General features: G+C 58.8%; 13 protein-coding genes and 2 pseudogenes. 6 read left to right on the top strand and 9 right to left on the bottom strand.

What is annotated here, in order from left to right; translation table 11 throughout:
• Positions 1-62 precede the first annotated feature (62 nt).
• The 3 genes and pseudogenes from EFD55_RS01930 to EFD55_RS01920 form a co-directional block, all read right to left on the bottom strand.
• Positions 63-1,040: a phosphodiester glycosidase family protein gene (locus EFD55_RS01930; protein WP_125842434.1), complete on the bottom strand. Its 978-nt coding sequence runs from the start codon at positions 1,038-1,040 to the stop codon at positions 63-65.
• Between the two features lie 96 nt (positions 1,041-1,136).
• Positions 1,137-2,294 (bottom strand): annotated as a pseudogene (locus EFD55_RS01925) (CaiB/BaiF CoA transferase family protein).
• Positions 2,294-3,517, bottom strand: coding sequence for an acyl-CoA dehydrogenase (locus EFD55_RS01920; protein ID WP_125842432.1), 1,224 nt, complete (start codon positions 3,515-3,517; stop codon positions 2,294-2,296). Before EFD55_RS01920 ends, EFD55_RS01925 begins: the two are co-directional and overlap by 1 nt.
• A 108-nt stretch (positions 3,518-3,625) precedes the next feature.
• Between EFD55_RS01920 and EFD55_RS01915 the strand changes: the two genes are divergently transcribed.
• Positions 3,626-4,522, top strand: a complete 897-nt coding sequence (locus tag EFD55_RS01915) for a LysR family transcriptional regulator (RefSeq protein ID WP_165504782.1) — start codon at positions 3,626-3,628, stop codon at positions 4,520-4,522.
• A 28-nt stretch (positions 4,523-4,550) separates the two neighbouring features.
• On the opposite strand, the pseudogene EFD55_RS33580 reads toward EFD55_RS01915, so the two are convergent.
• A pseudogene (locus tag EFD55_RS33580) lies at positions 4,551-4,709 on the bottom strand (4-aminobutyrate--2-oxoglutarate transaminase); the annotation flags it as partial.
• Between the two features lie 95 nt (positions 4,710-4,804).
• On the bottom strand, positions 4,805-5,737 hold the full coding sequence (locus EFD55_RS01905) for a VOC family protein (RefSeq protein WP_125842426.1): 933 nt from the start codon (positions 5,735-5,737) through the stop codon (positions 4,805-4,807).
• 114 nt (positions 5,738-5,851) lie between these two features.
• On the opposite strand from EFD55_RS01905, the gene EFD55_RS01900 reads away from it, so the two are divergent.
• Positions 5,852-6,751: a LysR family transcriptional regulator gene (locus EFD55_RS01900; protein WP_125842424.1), complete on the top strand. Its 900-nt coding sequence runs from the start codon at positions 5,852-5,854 to the stop codon at positions 6,749-6,751.
• Between the two features lie 9 nt (positions 6,752-6,760).
• Here EFD55_RS01900 and EFD55_RS01895 read toward each other — a convergent pair whose 3' ends face one another.
• Both EFD55_RS01895 and EFD55_RS01890 read right to left on the bottom strand, forming a co-directional pair.
• The gene (locus EFD55_RS01895; protein ID WP_125842701.1) at positions 6,761-7,477 is read right to left on the bottom strand and encodes a gamma-glutamylcyclotransferase; all 717 of its coding nucleotides are present in this window, start codon (positions 7,475-7,477) and stop codon (positions 6,761-6,763) included.
• A 77-nt stretch (positions 7,478-7,554) separates the two neighbouring features.
• Positions 7,555-8,391: an alpha/beta fold hydrolase gene (locus tag EFD55_RS01890; RefSeq protein ID WP_125842422.1), complete on the bottom strand. Its 837-nt coding sequence runs from the start codon at positions 8,389-8,391 to the stop codon at positions 7,555-7,557.
• Positions 8,392-8,813: 422 nt separating this feature from the next.
• On the opposite strand from EFD55_RS01890, the gene EFD55_RS01885 reads away from it, so the two are divergent.
• Positions 8,814-9,998, top strand: coding sequence for an MFS transporter (locus EFD55_RS01885; RefSeq protein WP_125842420.1), 1,185 nt, complete (start codon positions 8,814-8,816; stop codon positions 9,996-9,998).
• A gap of 58 nt (positions 9,999-10,056) precedes the next feature.
• Here EFD55_RS01885 and EFD55_RS01880 read toward each other — a convergent pair whose 3' ends face one another.
• Positions 10,057-11,079 carry a class I SAM-dependent methyltransferase gene (locus EFD55_RS01880; protein WP_125842418.1) on the bottom strand — a complete coding sequence of 341 codons (1,023 nt, stop codon included), beginning with the start codon at positions 11,077-11,079 and terminating at the stop codon, positions 10,057-10,059.
• A 503-nt stretch (positions 11,080-11,582) separates the two neighbouring features.
• On the opposite strand from EFD55_RS01880, the gene EFD55_RS33575 reads away from it, so the two are divergent.
• The 3 genes from EFD55_RS33575 (at position 11,583) to EFD55_RS01860 (ending at position 15,410) form a co-directional block, all read left to right on the top strand.
• Positions 11,583-11,846, top strand: coding sequence for a hypothetical protein (locus EFD55_RS33575; protein WP_245438367.1), 264 nt, complete (start codon positions 11,583-11,585; stop codon positions 11,844-11,846).
• 355 nt (positions 11,847-12,201) lie between these two features.
• A complete protein-coding gene (locus EFD55_RS01865; RefSeq protein ID WP_125842414.1) occupies positions 12,202-13,434 on the top strand; it encodes an HlyD family secretion protein in 1,233 nt (410 codons plus the stop codon).
• A complete protein-coding gene (locus EFD55_RS01860; RefSeq protein WP_125842412.1) occupies positions 13,416-15,410 on the top strand; it encodes a glycosyltransferase in 1,995 nt (664 codons plus the stop codon). The genes EFD55_RS01865 and EFD55_RS01860 overlap by 19 nt, the downstream gene beginning before the upstream one ends.
• A gap of 18 nt (positions 15,411-15,428) precedes the next feature.
• On the opposite strand, the gene EFD55_RS01855 is transcribed toward EFD55_RS01860, so the two are convergent.
• Positions 15,429-16,178 carry a ribonuclease activity regulator RraA gene (locus tag EFD55_RS01855; RefSeq protein ID WP_125842410.1) on the bottom strand — a complete coding sequence of 250 codons (750 nt, stop codon included), beginning with the start codon at positions 16,176-16,178 and terminating at the stop codon, positions 15,429-15,431.
• Between the last annotated feature and the right edge of the window lie 18 nt (positions 16,179-16,196).

Here is a 16,196-nt window from a genome sequence, read left to right as displayed (position 1 = left end):
CTTGACACTCGCGACCAGAATGCCGGCGGAGTTCTCTCATCTCTGACTTGCTGTTCCTTTCGCTATCTATGCTCGACCGTCAAAACCATTGGCATGGCCCAGGTGGCCTGTGGAATCGGCCAGCGCAGCAATTTGACGTTGTCGTCGTCGACCTGCGCCTCCCATCGAGCATAGAACTTTTGACTATATCCGTTCAGTCGGACGCTGCGGCATGCGATGGGTCCGCCGTCGAGGTTGAGGGCAACCTTGAGATCCAGCGGAGACGCCTTGAGAAACTCCGCCAACCGATCGAGGGAAAAGAACGCTTCCTTTGTGGTGCCGATTACAATACGGCCGGAACCGTCCTTGGCAACAAAGGTGCGATTGGCCAGCCAGCGACTTTTCACGTTCACATGGGTTTTGCCATCGTCACCGATCAGGAGCGGATAGGAAACCATGGCATTCGTCGAAGCGGCAAAGGCGCTCTGCCAATCTTGATGGGTCAGGTCACGTATGTCGGCAGAGTTTGCATCCGCAATGAAGGCCCCGGCCTTCGCATCATACTGCTGGGGACCCAGCGCAATGCCCTCACTGATGAAGGGCGTGTCGGGCCGACCATGCGTATCGTAATAGCTGCCGTTGACGATCAGCACAGCCTTGGGCAAGGCATATTCCCACTCGTCAATACCCGTATCACCCTTGGGTGCATTATGGACGACGAAGCGGAAGCGCGCCGGATCAATCCTGCTCAGAAAAATGCGATCGACTTCGCGACCATCGGCTAGCACCGGCAGCTCCGCCACCTCGAAGCCAGGCTCCGGCTGTTGCCATGCCAGCGGCCCCGGCTGCACGGACGGGACAGGGCTCTTCAACGCCAATTGCATCGAGTCGGATAGCCGCTCGTCGTCAGGCTTCACGGTGATCCAATAGGTTCCGCCGCGACGCAATATCGAGTTGAACCCATAGGCGCCCGCGACTTGCCAGAGCCAACCAGCGCCTGCAACAATCACAATGACCAACGCTGCAGTCAGCCCGAGTAGGAGCTTGCGAACTACTGACATCAAAAAATCTCTAAAAGAAAATAGCTAGGTTCGGTATGCCGCGCGATGCGCTCGCCCTGCGCAAATGCAATTTCAAGTGAGGCTTTTCTACGACGGTCACCTTGAGGAAAAACTCCAATGTCCGTCACCCAATGTCGGTGAGGCTTTGTCGAGCGTCAGGGGGCTGCGCGACAAGCCGATCGGCGTTCTCAAACCCGGCAGGCCTTCCGGCGCGATCCTCAGCCCGCGTGCCTTGATCTGCGGCTCGTCGATAGCCTCGGCCACGCTGTTGATCGGCCCGCCCGGAACGCCTGCCCTCTCGAGGTCGGCAATCAGCGCCGCCTTTGGCCTGAGGCTGGTCTTTTCCGCTATCAAGGCGCAAAGCGTCTCGCGGTTCTCCACCCGTGCCGGATTGGTGGCAAAGGCCGGGTTGTCCGCAACCCCGTGAAGGCCCAGCAGGCTGCAGAGAGCTACGAATTGCCGGTCGTTGCCACAGGCGATGATGAGATGGCCGTCGGAGGCCGGAAAGACCTGGTAAGGCACGATATTGGGATGCGCATTGCCCATGCGCCGAGGTACGTTGCCGCCTGCGAGGTAGTTCATCGCCTGATTGGCCAGCACAGCGACGCCGACGTCGAAGAGCGCCAGATCGACCTGCTGGCCGAGGCCGGAGCGTTCGCGCTCTGCAAGTGCGGCCTAAATGCCGATGACACCGTAGAGCCCGGTGAAGACATCAATCCAAGCGACACCGACTTTTTGCGGCTCGCCGTCGGGCTCGCCGGTCAAGTCCATGATCCCGCACATGCCCTGTATCAGAAAATCGTAGCCCGGCTGTTGCGCGCGCGGACCAGTCTGGCCGAAGCCCGTGACGGATACATAGACAATGCGCGGATTGATCGCGGCGACGCTTTCATGGTCGAGCCCGAATTTCTTCAATCCGCCGACTTTGAAGTTTTCGACCACGACATCCGCTTGGCAGATCAAGGCCCTGACGCGGGCAAGATCCTCCGGATCGGCGAAATCGCAGGTGATTGAGGTCTTGCCCCTATTTGCCGCGTGAAAATAGGCTGCCACCTTCTCGGTACCGCCTTTGCCGTCCGGCCATTCGATGAAGGGTGGACCCCAGCTGCGGGTATCGTCGCCTTGCGGGCTTTCGATCTTGATGACCTCGGCACCGAGATCGGCAAGCGTCTGGCCGATCCAGGGGCCTGCCAGAATGCGGGCGAGTTCCACCACGTTCAGGCTGGCAAGCGGCGCGCTGTTTAGGCCGGCCATCAGAAGAACGCCTGGAGTCCGGTCTGTGCGCGGCCAAGGATCAGCGCATGGACGTCGTGCGTGCCCTCATAGGTGTTGACCGTTTCGAGGTTCTGGGCATGGCGCATGACATGATATTCGATCTGGATGCCATTGCCGCCGTGCATGTCGCGAGCGTGCCTGGCGATCTCGAGCGCCTTGCCGCAATTGTTGCGCTTGACGATCGAAACCATTTCAGGCGCGAACCGGCCCGCATCCATCAGGCGGCCGACGCGGAGGCTGCCTTGCAGCCCGAGCGCGATCTCCGTCTGCATGTCGGCGAGCTTCTTCTGGAAAAGCTGGGTACCGGCGAGCGGCTTGCCGAACTGAATACGATCGAGCCCATATTGCCGGGAGCGGAACCAGCAATCCTCAGCGGCGCCGAGCACACCCCAGGAAATGCCGTAGCGCGCGCAGTTAAGGCAGCCGAACGGTCCCTTGAGGCCCGCAACACTAGGCAGCAGCGCATCCTCGCCGACCTCAACGCCGTCGAGCACGATCTCACCAGTGATCGAAGCGCGCAGCGACAGCTTGCCGCCGATCTTCGGCGCGGACAGGCCTTTCATTCCCTTTTCGAGGATGAAGCCGCGAATCTGGCCACCATGCGCTTCCGATTTCGCCCAGACGACGAAGACATCGGCGATCGGCGCATTGGAGATCCACATCTTCGAGCCGCGCAAGCGGTAGCCGCCGTCGATCTTCTCTGCGCGGGTCTTCATGCCACCTGGATCGGAACCGGCATCCGGCTCGGTCAGGCCGAAGCAGCCGATCAATTCACCGGAAACGAGCCCCGGCAGGTATTTGTCCCGCTGCTCTTCGGAGCCGTAGGCATAGATCGGATAGATCACCAGCGAGGACTGCACGCTCATCATCGAGCGATAGCCGGAATCGATACGCTCGACTTCCCGGGCGACCAGACCGTAAGCAACATAATTGGCGCCGGCAGCACCATATTTCTCCGGCAAGGTCACGCCGAGAAGCCCGGCCTTGCCCATCAACCGGAACAACGCGGGATCGGTATGTTCGTCGAGGTAGGCATCCTGAACACGCGGCAGCAACTCGGCTTCGGAAAAAGCCCTGGCCGCATCGCGAATCATGCGTTCCTCTTCGGAAAGCTGGTCGTCGAGAAGGAAGGGATCGTCCCAGGCGAAGGCACTCGTTTGGGATGAAGCTTTGAAGGCGGTTGCGGTCCTATCGGCAGTCACGGATTTCCCCTCGAAATGGCGAAGCGGCTTCCTATGTAGATAACGATTGCGATAAGGGAGAAAAAACCCTATTTAGGCCTAACTTCATTCATGGAGTGCATAGGCTGTATGCGTCCGCGCCGCTTTTTGCCCTCGATAAGTCTCCTATCGGCTTTCGACGCCGTCCTTCGGACGGGTTCGACCACAGCGGCGGCGCGCGAACTCGACCTGACGCAGAGCACAGTGAGCCGCCTGGTCCAGAATCTGGAACAACAGCTCGGCCGTCCGCTTTTCGAACGGCACAGGCAGAAGCTTATCCCCACGCAAGCCGCCCATGCCTACGGGCGGGACGTGAGCCGGGCGCTCGATCTCATTCAGCGCAGCAGCATGGAATTTTCCGCCAATCCGAGCGGCGGTGCCCTGTCGCTCGCGATCCTGCCGGCCTTCGGCACGCGTTGGCTGGCGCCGCGGCTGGGCGAATTTCTCGTCAAACATCCCGGCATCACGATCAACCTGGCAACGCGGCTCAAACGCTTCAATTTCGCGGCCGAAGGTTTCGATGCCGCCATTCATTTCGGCGCGGACGATTGGCGCGATGCCGATCACATGCGACTGTTCGAGGAACGGCTGACGGCCTGCATTTCACCAGCGCTGCTTGCCGAACATCCAATCGCTTCGGCCGGCGACATGGCCGGCCTTCCGCTTCTGCAGCTGGAAACCAGGCCGAATGCGTGGAGACTGTGGTTTGCCGCCCAAGGCTCGGAACCAGCAATTGTGACGGGCATGCTCTTCGATCAGTTCGCGACGATGACACAGGCGGCGATTTCGGGGCTCGGCGTCGCCCTTCTTCCGAATTATCTCGCCGACAGTGAAATCGCCGAAGGACGGCTGGTGCCGGTCTTGAAGAGATCGGTGCCGGGGTCGGGATCCTACTGGCTGGTCTGGCCGCAATCGCGTGCCGATTACCCGCCGCTGGAGGCTTTCCGCGCCTGGCTCGGCGCGGAACTGCGTTCCGGAGTCTCCTGAGTTCTCAGGACAGTTCTCGCTTGCGAAGCTATACCGCCGCGGTGTCGGACGGCAGGGAAAATGCCGCCTCGATGGCCGCCTCCAGGATATCCAGGCCTTCCGAGAGGACGTCCCATTCAATCGTCAGGGGCGGTAGCAGACGGATCACGTTCAGGCGCGTGCCACATGAGAGAAGGATGAGGCCGCGCGCCTCGGCTTCGGCGACACGGCTGCCTGCATCAGGCAGCCGTGTCGAAAGGCAAGGACGTGTTTGATCTGGTGATGAGGTTAGAAACCTCAATCTTAGGCTGCGAGCGACTCGAGATTGGCCTCGATCTGTTCGCGGAAGTTTTCGTAGCGGCTCGGCAACTTGAGTGCTTCGCCGAGGTGAGCGGTATCCTCGTCCCGATCGAAACCTGGCTCGTTGGTGGCGATTTCGAACAGGATCCCGCCCGGCGTGCGGAAGTAGATCGCCCAGAAATAATCGCGGTCGATGACCGGGGTGACCTGATAGCCGGTATCCATCAGCGCCTTGCGCACCTCGAGCTGTTTTTCGCGGTTTTCTACGGCAAAGGCGATGTGATGGACAGACCCGGCACCCTGGCGGGCAAACGGCGTCTTCGGGAGCAAAGCCAGATCGATCGTGTCGGCGCCATTGCCACCTGGAATGATGAACCGGGTGACGTCGCCTTCGGCCTCTGCGCGTTCATAGCCCATGAAGCGAAGGAGTTCTTCGGTGGCTGCTGTGTCATGAAGGTTGAAGCGCGCTCCCGAAAAGCCGCGGATGGCAACATCTTCTGACATACCCTCGCCGATCCAGGCCGCGCGGTTATCATCGGCGGTCTCGACCAATGCGAAACCATCGCCGTCAGGACCGATGAAGCGCAGGCGTTTAGCGCCGAATACCGTGTCGGCTTCTACCCCGCCGACGCCCTGTATAGCGAAGCGGTCCTTCCAAAAAGAAAGCGCACCCTTGGGAATGGCGAACTGGGTTTCGCCGACTTCACCGACGCCCGGGCGGCCAAGCATCATGTTGGGAAAGGGGAAGTAGGTCATGACGGTGCCAGGCGTGCCGTTTTCATCGCCGTAGTAGAGGTGGTAGACGCTCGGGTCATCGAAGTTGACGGTCTTCTTGACGCGGCGCAGGCCGAGCGTGTCGGTGAAGAACCTGTTGTTCTGCTTTGCATCCGACGCCATGGAGGTGACGTGATGCAGTCCCTTGATATCCTTAATCATGACCTGTGCCTTTCTGCTCTGGCCTTGTTCGTTACGTTCGATTTAACCGGGTTGATCGCATCGCGAAATTGCAATATTTCTTTCGAATGAATTGCCGTTTTTGAAATAATCGAGATGAATGACTATAAAGCCCTGAAAACCTTCCTGCTGGCGGCCGAGAAGCGGAATTTCGCCCAGGTCGCGCGCGAGCTCGACATGACCCCGGCTGCTGTAACGAGAGCGATTGCGGCCCTTGAAGACGATCTCGGGGTTCAGCTGTTCGTGCGCACGACGCGCCAGGTGTCGCTGACGACCGATGGTGCGGTCTTTGCCGCACAGATACAGCCGGCCGTCGATGCACTCGAAAACGCCCGCAAGGATGTCCGGAACGCACATAAGGCCGATCAGGGACGCCTGAGGATTAGTGCGCCGACCTGGTTCGGCAAGGCAGTCCTGCCGCCAATCCTTTCGGGCTTCCGGGAACTCTATCCGAAGATGAGCTTCGAGATCTCGCTCTCAGACGGACTCGTGAATATCGTCGGTGACGATTACGACCTTGCCATACGCATCTCGTCCCAACCATCGGACAAGTTCACGATCTGGCGCAAGATCCGTGTCGTTCCGCGCATTCTCGTTGCGGCACCCGGCAGCCGGTTCGCCGAGATGCAGCACCCGAGCGAGCTCACACCCGACGATTGCCTTGCCTATAGCGGCGAAAGCCGACGGGAGAACTGGGTGCTGTCGGATGGCGGATCGACCATGACGATCTCGGCCGGCCGGGCGTTCAGCGCCAACAATGGCGAAGTGCTTGCCGACATGGCCGCCGATGGCGCCGGCGTTGCGATGCTGCCTGGATTTCATATCGCAGAACATTTGAGAGCCGGACGCCTCGTCCACGTCCTGCGGGGGTGGTCGCCGCCGGATCTCTGGCTGACGCTCTATTACCCGCCCTATCAGACCCTGCCACCCCGCATCGCTTCGTTCTCGAAATTCTTCGAAGAGCAGGTCGTATCCCATATGGTGATGCTCGACTGAGTACCAAATTCACTGATCGGCGGGCGGAGTGCTCGCCAGCGTGCCGCCCAGCATGTTCTGGCGGCCGATGATTTCCGCAGCAACCAGAGCCTGCAAACGCCACAAATTGCGGTCACGGATACCCTCCGCGTCCAGATCGACAATCGTATTGTGCAGATACTCGGCGCAGGATCCGCCTTGGCCACAGGCTCCTGCGATCAGCGAAGATGCCTGCTCGGGGGGCAGTGGTGTCGTGAGCCCAGACCGCTTGGTGCTTGCCCAAAATGTCAGAGCCTTGCGAACACCGTTTTGGGTTCGCACGGGAAGCCACCGCACCATGTCGATGACCTCGCGATACTTGATCTCGCGAGCAACGAGGGCGCGAAGATCTTGACGCCGCCGATCGGCCGATAGCTCGAAAACAATACCGTCGCACTGGCCACCCCGCTCAAGGGCCATCATCAGACCCGGCTGGTCGCTGGTGGCCCGCCAACGCTTGATTTTCAGGGAAAAGGACCTGTGCCAACCGTGAGCGGTGGCACGCTGGCGGCTGACTGGTTGAAATTCCGGATTCCAGATCAGGGACCCGTAGGCAAAGACAAAAACGGGATCGCTGCCCGCATCGCTTTCGATCCTGTCGACGAGACGATCGAGCTCTGCTTCCGAAAGCAGTGTCCAGCCCGGCTCCGGACCGTCGTCGCAGACGTCTCTGATGGTCAGGGCAACAAGTTCGGGCGTTAACAGCATCATCGTCTCAATCAGTGTTTCGTCGAGGATTTGGCCGAGCGGCCACGGCAGGGTTCCGCCGCGGCCACCCATTTGGGTCAAGACTGAACGAATGCGAGAAGATCGGCGTTCAGCACGTCGGCATTGACAGTCAGCATGCCGTGCGAGAAACCGGGATAAGTCTTCAGCGAGCCGTTCTTCAAGAGCTTGACCGACTTCAGCGCCGAGTCAGCGATCGGCACGATCTGGTCGTCTTCGCCGTGCAGAACCAGCGTCGGAACGGTGATTGCCTGCAGGTCTTCCGTCTGGTCGGTTTCAGAGAAAGCCTTGATACCGTCGTAATGAGCCTTGGCGCCGCCCATCATGCCCTGGCGCCACCAATTCTGGATCACGCCTTCCTGAACCTTGGCACCGTCGCGGTTGAAGCCGTAAAACGGACCGGCCGGAACATCGCGGAAGAACTGTGCGCGGTTGGCAGCAAGCGCAGAACGGAAACCATCGAAGACGCCGATCGGCAGGCCTTCCGGGTTGCTATCTGTTTTCAGCATCAGCGGCGGGACGGCGGAAACGAGAACAGCCTTGGCGACGCGGCCGGCCGGCTGGCCATACTTGGCCACATAGCGAGCGACTTCCCCGCCGCCGGTGGAGTGGCCAATATGGATGGCGTTCTTCAGATCGAGGTGTTCGACGACGGCGAAGGCGTCGGCAGCGTAGTGATCCATATCATGACCGTCTGCGACCTGGGCGGAACGGCCATGGCCACGGCGGTCATGGGCGACGACGCGATAGCCCTTGGACAGGAAGAAAAGCATCTGCGCGTCCCAGTCGTCCGAAGACAGTGGCCAGCCGTGATGGAAGACGATCGGCTGGCCGTCTTTCGGACCCCAGTCCTTGTAGAAGATTTCGACGCCGTCCTTAGTGGTGACAATATTCATAGTCTTGTTTCCTTCGATTGAATTGGCGGTGGAAGAGGAGTTAGCTGCAAAGCTCAAAAGGGGTAGAGAGCGCCATCGTTGTGACGACGGCTCCGGAGAGCAGTGACGCGGCGTGTCAAAAAGAAAGAATTGGTCATGTTCGCGCCCTGCGACCTTCGTTGTTTCGTCTTCAGCCGACGCTGTGTTCGTCTGATGAAGAGAAGTTGCCATCACTGGGCCACGACAACAATTGCATCAATTATTTCGATTTAATTGCTGCTTTTGCAACAATGCGCAATGAGGCGTGATTTGGGTCTGGTGGCGGGCGGTTGGAAGAGGCCCGCCCTCAGAAACAAGTTTTGATCTCCGGGCCCCGTGAGGTATTCATCACAGATTCAAAAGCGCGTGTTCTGCTTCGACGCGTCAATCCCCGGAGTTACATCATGAAAATTGCGCAGCAGCAGCGGATCTATGTCTGCTTCTTTCTCTTCGCCGTGTCGCTAGGGGCGCTGCTGTCGAGGATGCCGGATTTGCAGGTTGCGCTTGGCGTCGATAAGTCCGAGCTTGGGTTGACCTTGATAGGTGCTGCGATCGGCGCCTTGATTTCGTTGACTTTGTCTTCACCCTTGATCGCCCGGCTCGGCGCGCGGACGACGGCGTTCATAACAGTTCTCGGCACGTCTGCGCTGCTGTCGCTTGTGCCATGGATCGGTGCTGCGCCGGCCGTGTTCTGTTTGCTTTTCGTCGAGGGGCTGCTCGCCGGGGCGCTGGAGATCAATCTCAATGTCGAGATCGACCGCATCGAAGCGCAGCTGGGACGTGGCGTGATGAACAGGGCCCATGGTTTCTGGAGCCTCGGCTTCTTCGTAACGGCGCTTGTTTCCTCGGTTGTCCGCCAAGCCGGTATTTCAATGCAGCTACATCTCGCCGTCACCTTTGTCACGGTCCTTGTCATAGGCATCTGGACGATCGCCGGGATGCGCAATGCGCCGGCGCGGATCACATTGGATGAAGGCAAGGCGCCGCCGGTAGCGCTTCCTACCTGGGGGCTAATGCCGCTCTGCGTAATCGGCATCGCCGCCTTTCTCGTCGAAGGTGCCGGGATCGATTGGTCGGCGATCTATATGCGCGACGTGTTTTCAGTCGAGCCCTTCATCGGCGGACTCGGATTGACATTCTTTACCTTTTGCATGGCGCTGGCGCGCCTGTTCGTCGATCCGCTGGTCGATCGGTTTGGCGCGCGGGCCGTCGCCACGATGCTGCTTGTGCTTTCGGCAATCGGCATCTGCGCCGTCTGGGGCGCACCGCATGCCTATGTCGCACTGGCCGGCTTCGCCTTGATGGGCGCCGGCTGCAGCGCGGTCTATCCTCTCGCCGTCTCGGCAGCAGCCCAGCGCACTGATCGCGCGGCGTATCTCAACGTCGCCGCTCTCGGCCAGATGACCTTCGTCGTCTTCTTCCTGGCGCCGCCGCTACTCGGTTTAATTGCCGAACATGCAGGCATCAGGACATCCTATCTCGCCTGCCTTCCGCTGATTATCTACGCGCTCTTTTCGGTCAAGGCGCTCGCCACGCGCCGGGCTGCCGGCGGCGGTAGCGTTGCAACTGTTCGGAGCGTCAACGGATGACGGCTTGATGGTCTAACCAACCCGGTGTCAGCCAGGCGACGCAGCGACGGCCGGTCGGCTATTCAAAGACAATGAGGCTTGCCGGAGTTGGCGGCATCGGTTTGACCATGACGCCGGAAAGGCCAGCCAGTCTTGCCATCTCAGTCAACTCACTTTGGGTATAAGCCTGTCCCGCCGGCGTGCTGGCGAGCATCTCCCAGGAGAAGGCCGCGGGAAAAGGTGGCGACACGCCATCTTCGTCCGGCACGAAATCGACCGCGACGATCCGACCATCCTTTGCAAGGCTCGCGATGATCTTTCGTAACAGCTGGGCACATGTCGGCAAATCGAAGTGGTGCAGAAAATTCGGAAGCAGCACGAGATCATAACCCGTGCCCCAATCCACATCAAAGGCACTACCGGCGATCGTCCGGTACCGGTCAACCACGCCGGCTTTTTCCGCATTCTGCCTCGATAGCTCCAATACGGCGGCCCAGTCGACGGCGACGATCTCCGCCAACGGAAGGGCCTTCGCAATTTCGATCCCGAAAACGCCTGGACCTGCAGCGATGTCCAAGACCCTTTTGGGAGACCTCGGCCAGCCGGAGATCTCGCCGGCCAGTATCTTGGCACTGAGCCCAGTAAAGGAGCCCATGCCGCGGGCAAATTTCAACCAGACGGGATTGTCTGCAGACATGTTGGCAAGCCCGGCCGAGCCGCCGTTTCGCACGATGGCGGCCGGATCACGCAGAAAATTATCCAATATCTCGGGTGCGGCGACGAACTCGACGGCAGAGCCCATATAGGCGGGCGAATTGCGATCGAGGAACATTCTGGTCGAGGGCGTCATTCGGTACCGTCCACTCTCCTTTGTCAGGAAACCATGGACCACGAGGTAGTCGCAAAGGATGCGCACCCCTCGCTCCGAGGCGCGTGTTGCCGACGCCAGCAATGTTGCCGTTTCGCCGTCGCCGATGTGAGTAAAGAGATCAAGCTCGATGGCCGCCCTGATTGCCGCCGTCTTTCGGCATGCAAACAGTGCATCGACCACGAGTTCGGGTGACACGACGCCGGCAGGAGCGTCCTCGACGATTGTTTCCATGGTATCCCCGGGGCTCTCGGCCGTTTTTGCCGGGCAGCGCCAGACGCGGAAATTATTCTATATTCGCATATTCTACAATACGCACCGCGCTAACCCTATCGGATGCCTCGCCTCAATGCCCGCGCGCTGTCCTGCCGCCCGCCGCCGACGCAATTCGAGTTGTTCCACCTCGCCGGCAGACTGCAGATCGAACCGCCCTCTCGGCGTTATCCTACGGGATGGTCTCGCCTTGCGGCAATTTTGGAAGGAAACCCGCCCATTGGATTTCAAAAACCGACGGGTGACGCCGCCAGTTAGTTGACTATGCTGGTGCGCGGGCCTTGCCGATAATGCGGCGCGGCGGATCGCTCTGACGACGATTGCTGCGGCTGTGCTTGGTTATCTCGCCTTCTGGGAAACGGTTTGGATACGACGATCAAATATCTGACGATCTTCGCCCACTTCTTACCCTTCTTTATCTGCCGCGGATTCGCTTGCCCGTATGGCTAGGCCGTTTGGTAACAATGATCGCAGTCTCTGCCTTCCCCATCTACCTGCTGCATCGCTTTGTACAGGAACTGCTGATGGCGCCGGCAGCTGGCGCCTTGCCAGTCCCAGCGTTTCACCTGCTGGCAATCGCCGGCGGCCTGGCGATTGGCATCGTGCCCAACAAAATGGTGGCAGATTTCCGCAACCTGCTTGGTGGAATGGCAACATCCCCAGACACCGATTTTCCCGAGCCGGCCCTGTTGCTGCAGCGACCGTTCGTCATGCGGCGTAATCGTTGATTGCGACCGAAGCAACGGTCGCTTTGCTTCGGTTAGAAAGACCAGCCGGCAGCCAGGATCGATTTTGAGGTGAATGATTGTCGCAGGCGGGATCACGTTCTGAGCCGCCCCCCTTCAGGTTCGTAGCCTCCCGCTGCAGGGCATACACTCTGTTGGCCGGAACAAGCCCCTGATCGAACAGGCGCTGTAGGCCTTCAAAGCGGTGCTTCGTCCAGGGCTGACCGGTTTCTCCCGAACATACGACCATCACTTGTCTATTAGTTTTTGCTGCATTAGATTATGCAATATTTAGTTGCATTCGTTGTATCAGATCGACAGGTCAATGGACACTAAAGCGATACCTTCGGATGACACCATGATCTGGAACCATCGCATCACACGCATTACCGTTGGTTTGCTGCTGCTGGCAATCATCGCTGTCGTCTCATTGCCAGCGATAACCGGCTTTACGAGCCTTGATGGCATCGTCAATGCGCGGTTCGCTATTGTTAATGCTCCTATCGACGGCACGATTGCGGAAGAACCCCTCAAGGTCGGTAGCCCGGTCAGAGAGGGACAATCCCTCGCGGAAATCAGAAATACGCGCGTTAATCGCGCAATTCTCGCTTCGCTCGAGGCAGATCGCAACACGGCGCTCGACCGCGTCGCGGCACTTAAAAAGGAACGGGAGGAGCTTTCCGCGCTTCGCGAAGAATTATCTGCCAGATTGGAAGTCTACAAGCAGACGACCATTGCCAATCTCGAACGCGAAGTCGAAATCCTGCGGAAGAAAGTCGAGGTGTCGCAAGCGCAGGATCTGGTCGCACAGGTCGACCTGAACCGTCGGATGGAGCTCGAGTCAAAAGGCATACTTACGCAGAAGCTGGTTGAGGCCGCGCGCGCCGCGGGAGCTGCGACCGGCGGCGAAGTCGAAATCAGCAATCTAACCGTCGATCAATTGCAACAAAGGCTCAATGCGGTCCGCCAGGGAATTTTTGTCTTCGGCGACGGACAGAATGACGTGCCTTATTCGCGACAGCGCGAGGACGAGGTTGTCGTTCGCATCAACGACTTGAACTCACGCATAGCGGAAAATGAGACAAAAGCTACTGAAGTTCAAAAGCAGTTGGTCGAAGAGGGAAACCGTGTCGGCAGCCTTGAATCCGCAACTGCGATAGCGCCGTTCGACGGCGTTGTTTGGAGCAGGAGTATCGTCCACGGTTCGAACGTCGTGCTGAACGACGAGCTGATGCGCCTCCTCGACTGTCGAGAGCTGTTTGTGGATATCCTTGTTCCCGAGGTCAATTATGACGAGATCTATCCTGGGCTTGTCGCGCAGGTGCGCTTGTTCGGCCGCAGCGATGTCTTCAAGGGCACGGTCACTTCTGTCAGAGGCAGTTCGGCTTCGGTCGAGACCGATTCCTTTGCCGCCAGTTTGCCGCCGTCGACACAGCGCAATGCCCGTATTCGGGTTCGCCTTGATCTATCCGTCATGAACGACGATTTTGCGAATTCCTGCCAAGTGGGGCGTACAGTGCAGGTACGGTTCTCGAAGCATGGGATCGACGTGTCCAACTGGGTCAAAAGCCTGTGGTTCAGTATCTTGTAGCGCTGGTTCCGACTTTCCTCGTTTTAGCCTTCTTTTTCCTGGGGCCATTCAATTGGTCGCGCCAGCACACCTGGACACGGGCGGTGACCTGCGCGTTTGTCGCAGTAGTCGCATTGCGATACATGTTCTGGCGCTTGACGGAGACAGTGCTCCCCTATCCCAACGACGGTGCGAGTTTCTACTGGGTTTGGATCCTCTTCGTCGTGGAGATTCTGGCGTGCTTCGAGGTCATCCTTTTTCTGGTATTGATGAGCCGCTACGTCGACCGGAGCGCAGAAGCGGACAGGCTGGCTCGCGTTTTCTTTGCGCAAGAGCAGTCTGAACTTCCGACTGTCGATGTTTTCATTCCCACCTATAATGAGCCGCTCGACGTGCTCGAGCGAACCATCATCGGCGCGCTCTCGCTGGATTATCCTTCCGACAAGTTGAAGGTGTATGTGCTCGACGATCAACGCCGAGACTGGCTGAAGGCCTATTGCGAAGAGAAGAACGCCATCCACGTCACTCGCGGCGACAACACACACGCCAAAGCAGGCAATATGAACAATGGGCTGCAGGTCAGTTCGGGCGAGTTTGTTGCAGTCTTCGACGCCGATTTCGTTCCCTATCGACATTTCCTTCGCCGGACTCTGCCCTTCTTCAGCGATGAAAGCATCGGCATCGTCCAGACACCTCAACATTTCTTCAATGTCGATCCGGTGCAATCGAACCTGGGTTTGGAGAATATCTGGCCGGACGAACAGCGCTTGTTCTTCGACGAGATCGCGCCCAGCAGAGACGCCTGGGACGTCAGCTTCTGCTGCGGGTCATGCTCGATTGCCCGCCGCAAGGCCGTTGACGCGATAGGAGGGTTTCCGACGGAGTCGATCACGGAAGACCTGCTGACAACTCTTTCAATGCTCAACAAAGGCTACAAAACGCGCTACCTGAACGAACGGCTGTCGATGGGATTGGCTGCCGAAAACCTGACCGGTTATTTTGTGCAGCGCGAACGGTGGTGTCAGGGAGGAATTCAAACCCTTTACCTTTATAATGGCCCGCTGCGCGGCCCGGGATTGACGCTCTTTCAACGGATCATGTTCCTGCCAGCATCATGGCTCGTGCAATATCTGGTCCGCTTCATGATATTGCTCGTTCCCATCGTCTATCTCTGGCTCGGGCTGATCCCGCTTTATTTCACCGATATAGCCGATTATGTGGCCCATCAGGTGCCGCTGCTGGCGGCGTATTTTCTGCTTATGCTGTGGATCACCCCGACGCGCTATCTGCCTGTGATTTCCAGTGCAGTCGGGACCTTTGCGACATTTCGCATGTTGCCTACTGTGGTCTCCAGCCTCGTGCGGCCATTTGGCAAGCCGTTCAGGGTGACGCCAAAGGGCAGTGGCAACGAGTCGAACCAGTTCGACCGTTACAGCTTAGCCTGGATCGCAAGCATGATTGCGGTCACCGTCCTTGGTCTGGTGGTCAACATCGTGCCGGAAACGTCGCACGTACAAGGCCAGTTTTCACCGGTCGCGGCCTGGTGGTCAGGTATCAATATCGTCGTCTTGCTCATCGCGTCACTCATCTGCTTTGAGAAACCCCGGCGCCTGTTTCATGCGTTCAAGCTCGATGAACCCGCAATCGTAGACGATGTCCCTGGCCAAATCGTAAGTTTGGCACTGGACAAGGCGGTCGTTGCAGTCCCCACCATGGCCCGATTTCAATCCAAATCCGTCGTGCTTAAACTGCCCGGCTTTGCTCCGTTCAAATCAGAGCTAAGACAGGTCACCCAACGACGCAGGAGCATAAGTCGCGTCGGTGACAAGCAATCTTACTACCTGCATCTGTATTTCGAACTCAGTGGCTCCGCTCGCGACAGCATGATTGTGAAACTCTACACAGGTCAATATTCGCAGGACATTCGCGACATCGATAAAGTCGCGGTCTCTCTTAATCTTCTTCTGCGGTCGTTCGGGCGGACACGCACGTTGTAGCCTCGGGTAACCCATAGGCTAACTTCGGTTCCCCAAGCGGTTTGTTTTGCGCCACTCTTCGTACTCTCCGCGGGCATCGTCATGCAGCGGATAGTAGCGCTGCAACGACCCGCCCTCCATAAGCTTCGCTCGCGAGAACTCCTCCCAATCGTGATGCTTTTGCGACTCTTCGATTACCTTTGAGGCCATTGCGACTGGAAGCACCACCACCCCGTCGTCGTCGGCGACGATGATGTCGCCGGGGATTACCGTGACACCGCCGCAGGCAATCGGAACGTTGACGGCATTGGGATAGATGCTGGTCTGCACATGGTAGTTGGGCGTCCAGCCACGCAGCCATAAGGGGAGATCTAGCTTCTCGACATTGGGCCGATCGCGCATGCACCCGTCGACTACGATGCCAGCGCCGCCTCTGCCTTTGAAATAGGTCGACATCATATCGCCGAAGACGCCCGAGCTCATGTCGCCGCGCGCGTCGACCACGACCACATCGCCCTCCTGCGCGTGATAGAGCACGTGCCGGTGCAACTGCGTCTCCGGATCAGCATATTCTCCCTCGGTGAAGAGATCCGGCCGCTGCGGCAGGAATTGAAGCGTCAGCGCCGGCCCGACGATCGATTTCCCACGATTCTGCGCCACGGGACCGACCATGTGCGGATTGCGGAAGCCCATGTGGCCAAGTGTGCCGGAAACCGTAGCGGCGCCGATTTCCTTCAGTGCGTCGATCAGCTCTTTGGGCGGTCGCGTAATGTCGGGCGTGTGCGTCATTTTAGGCTCCGGTGAATG

This window comes from Rhizobium pisi (assembly GCF_003938655.1).
GTDB classification, from domain to species: Bacteria; Pseudomonadota; Alphaproteobacteria; order Rhizobiales; family Rhizobiaceae; genus Rhizobium; species Rhizobium pisi.
The sequence above is the reverse complement of the archived record's forward strand: the minus strand, read 5'-3'. Positions and strand labels throughout refer to the sequence as shown.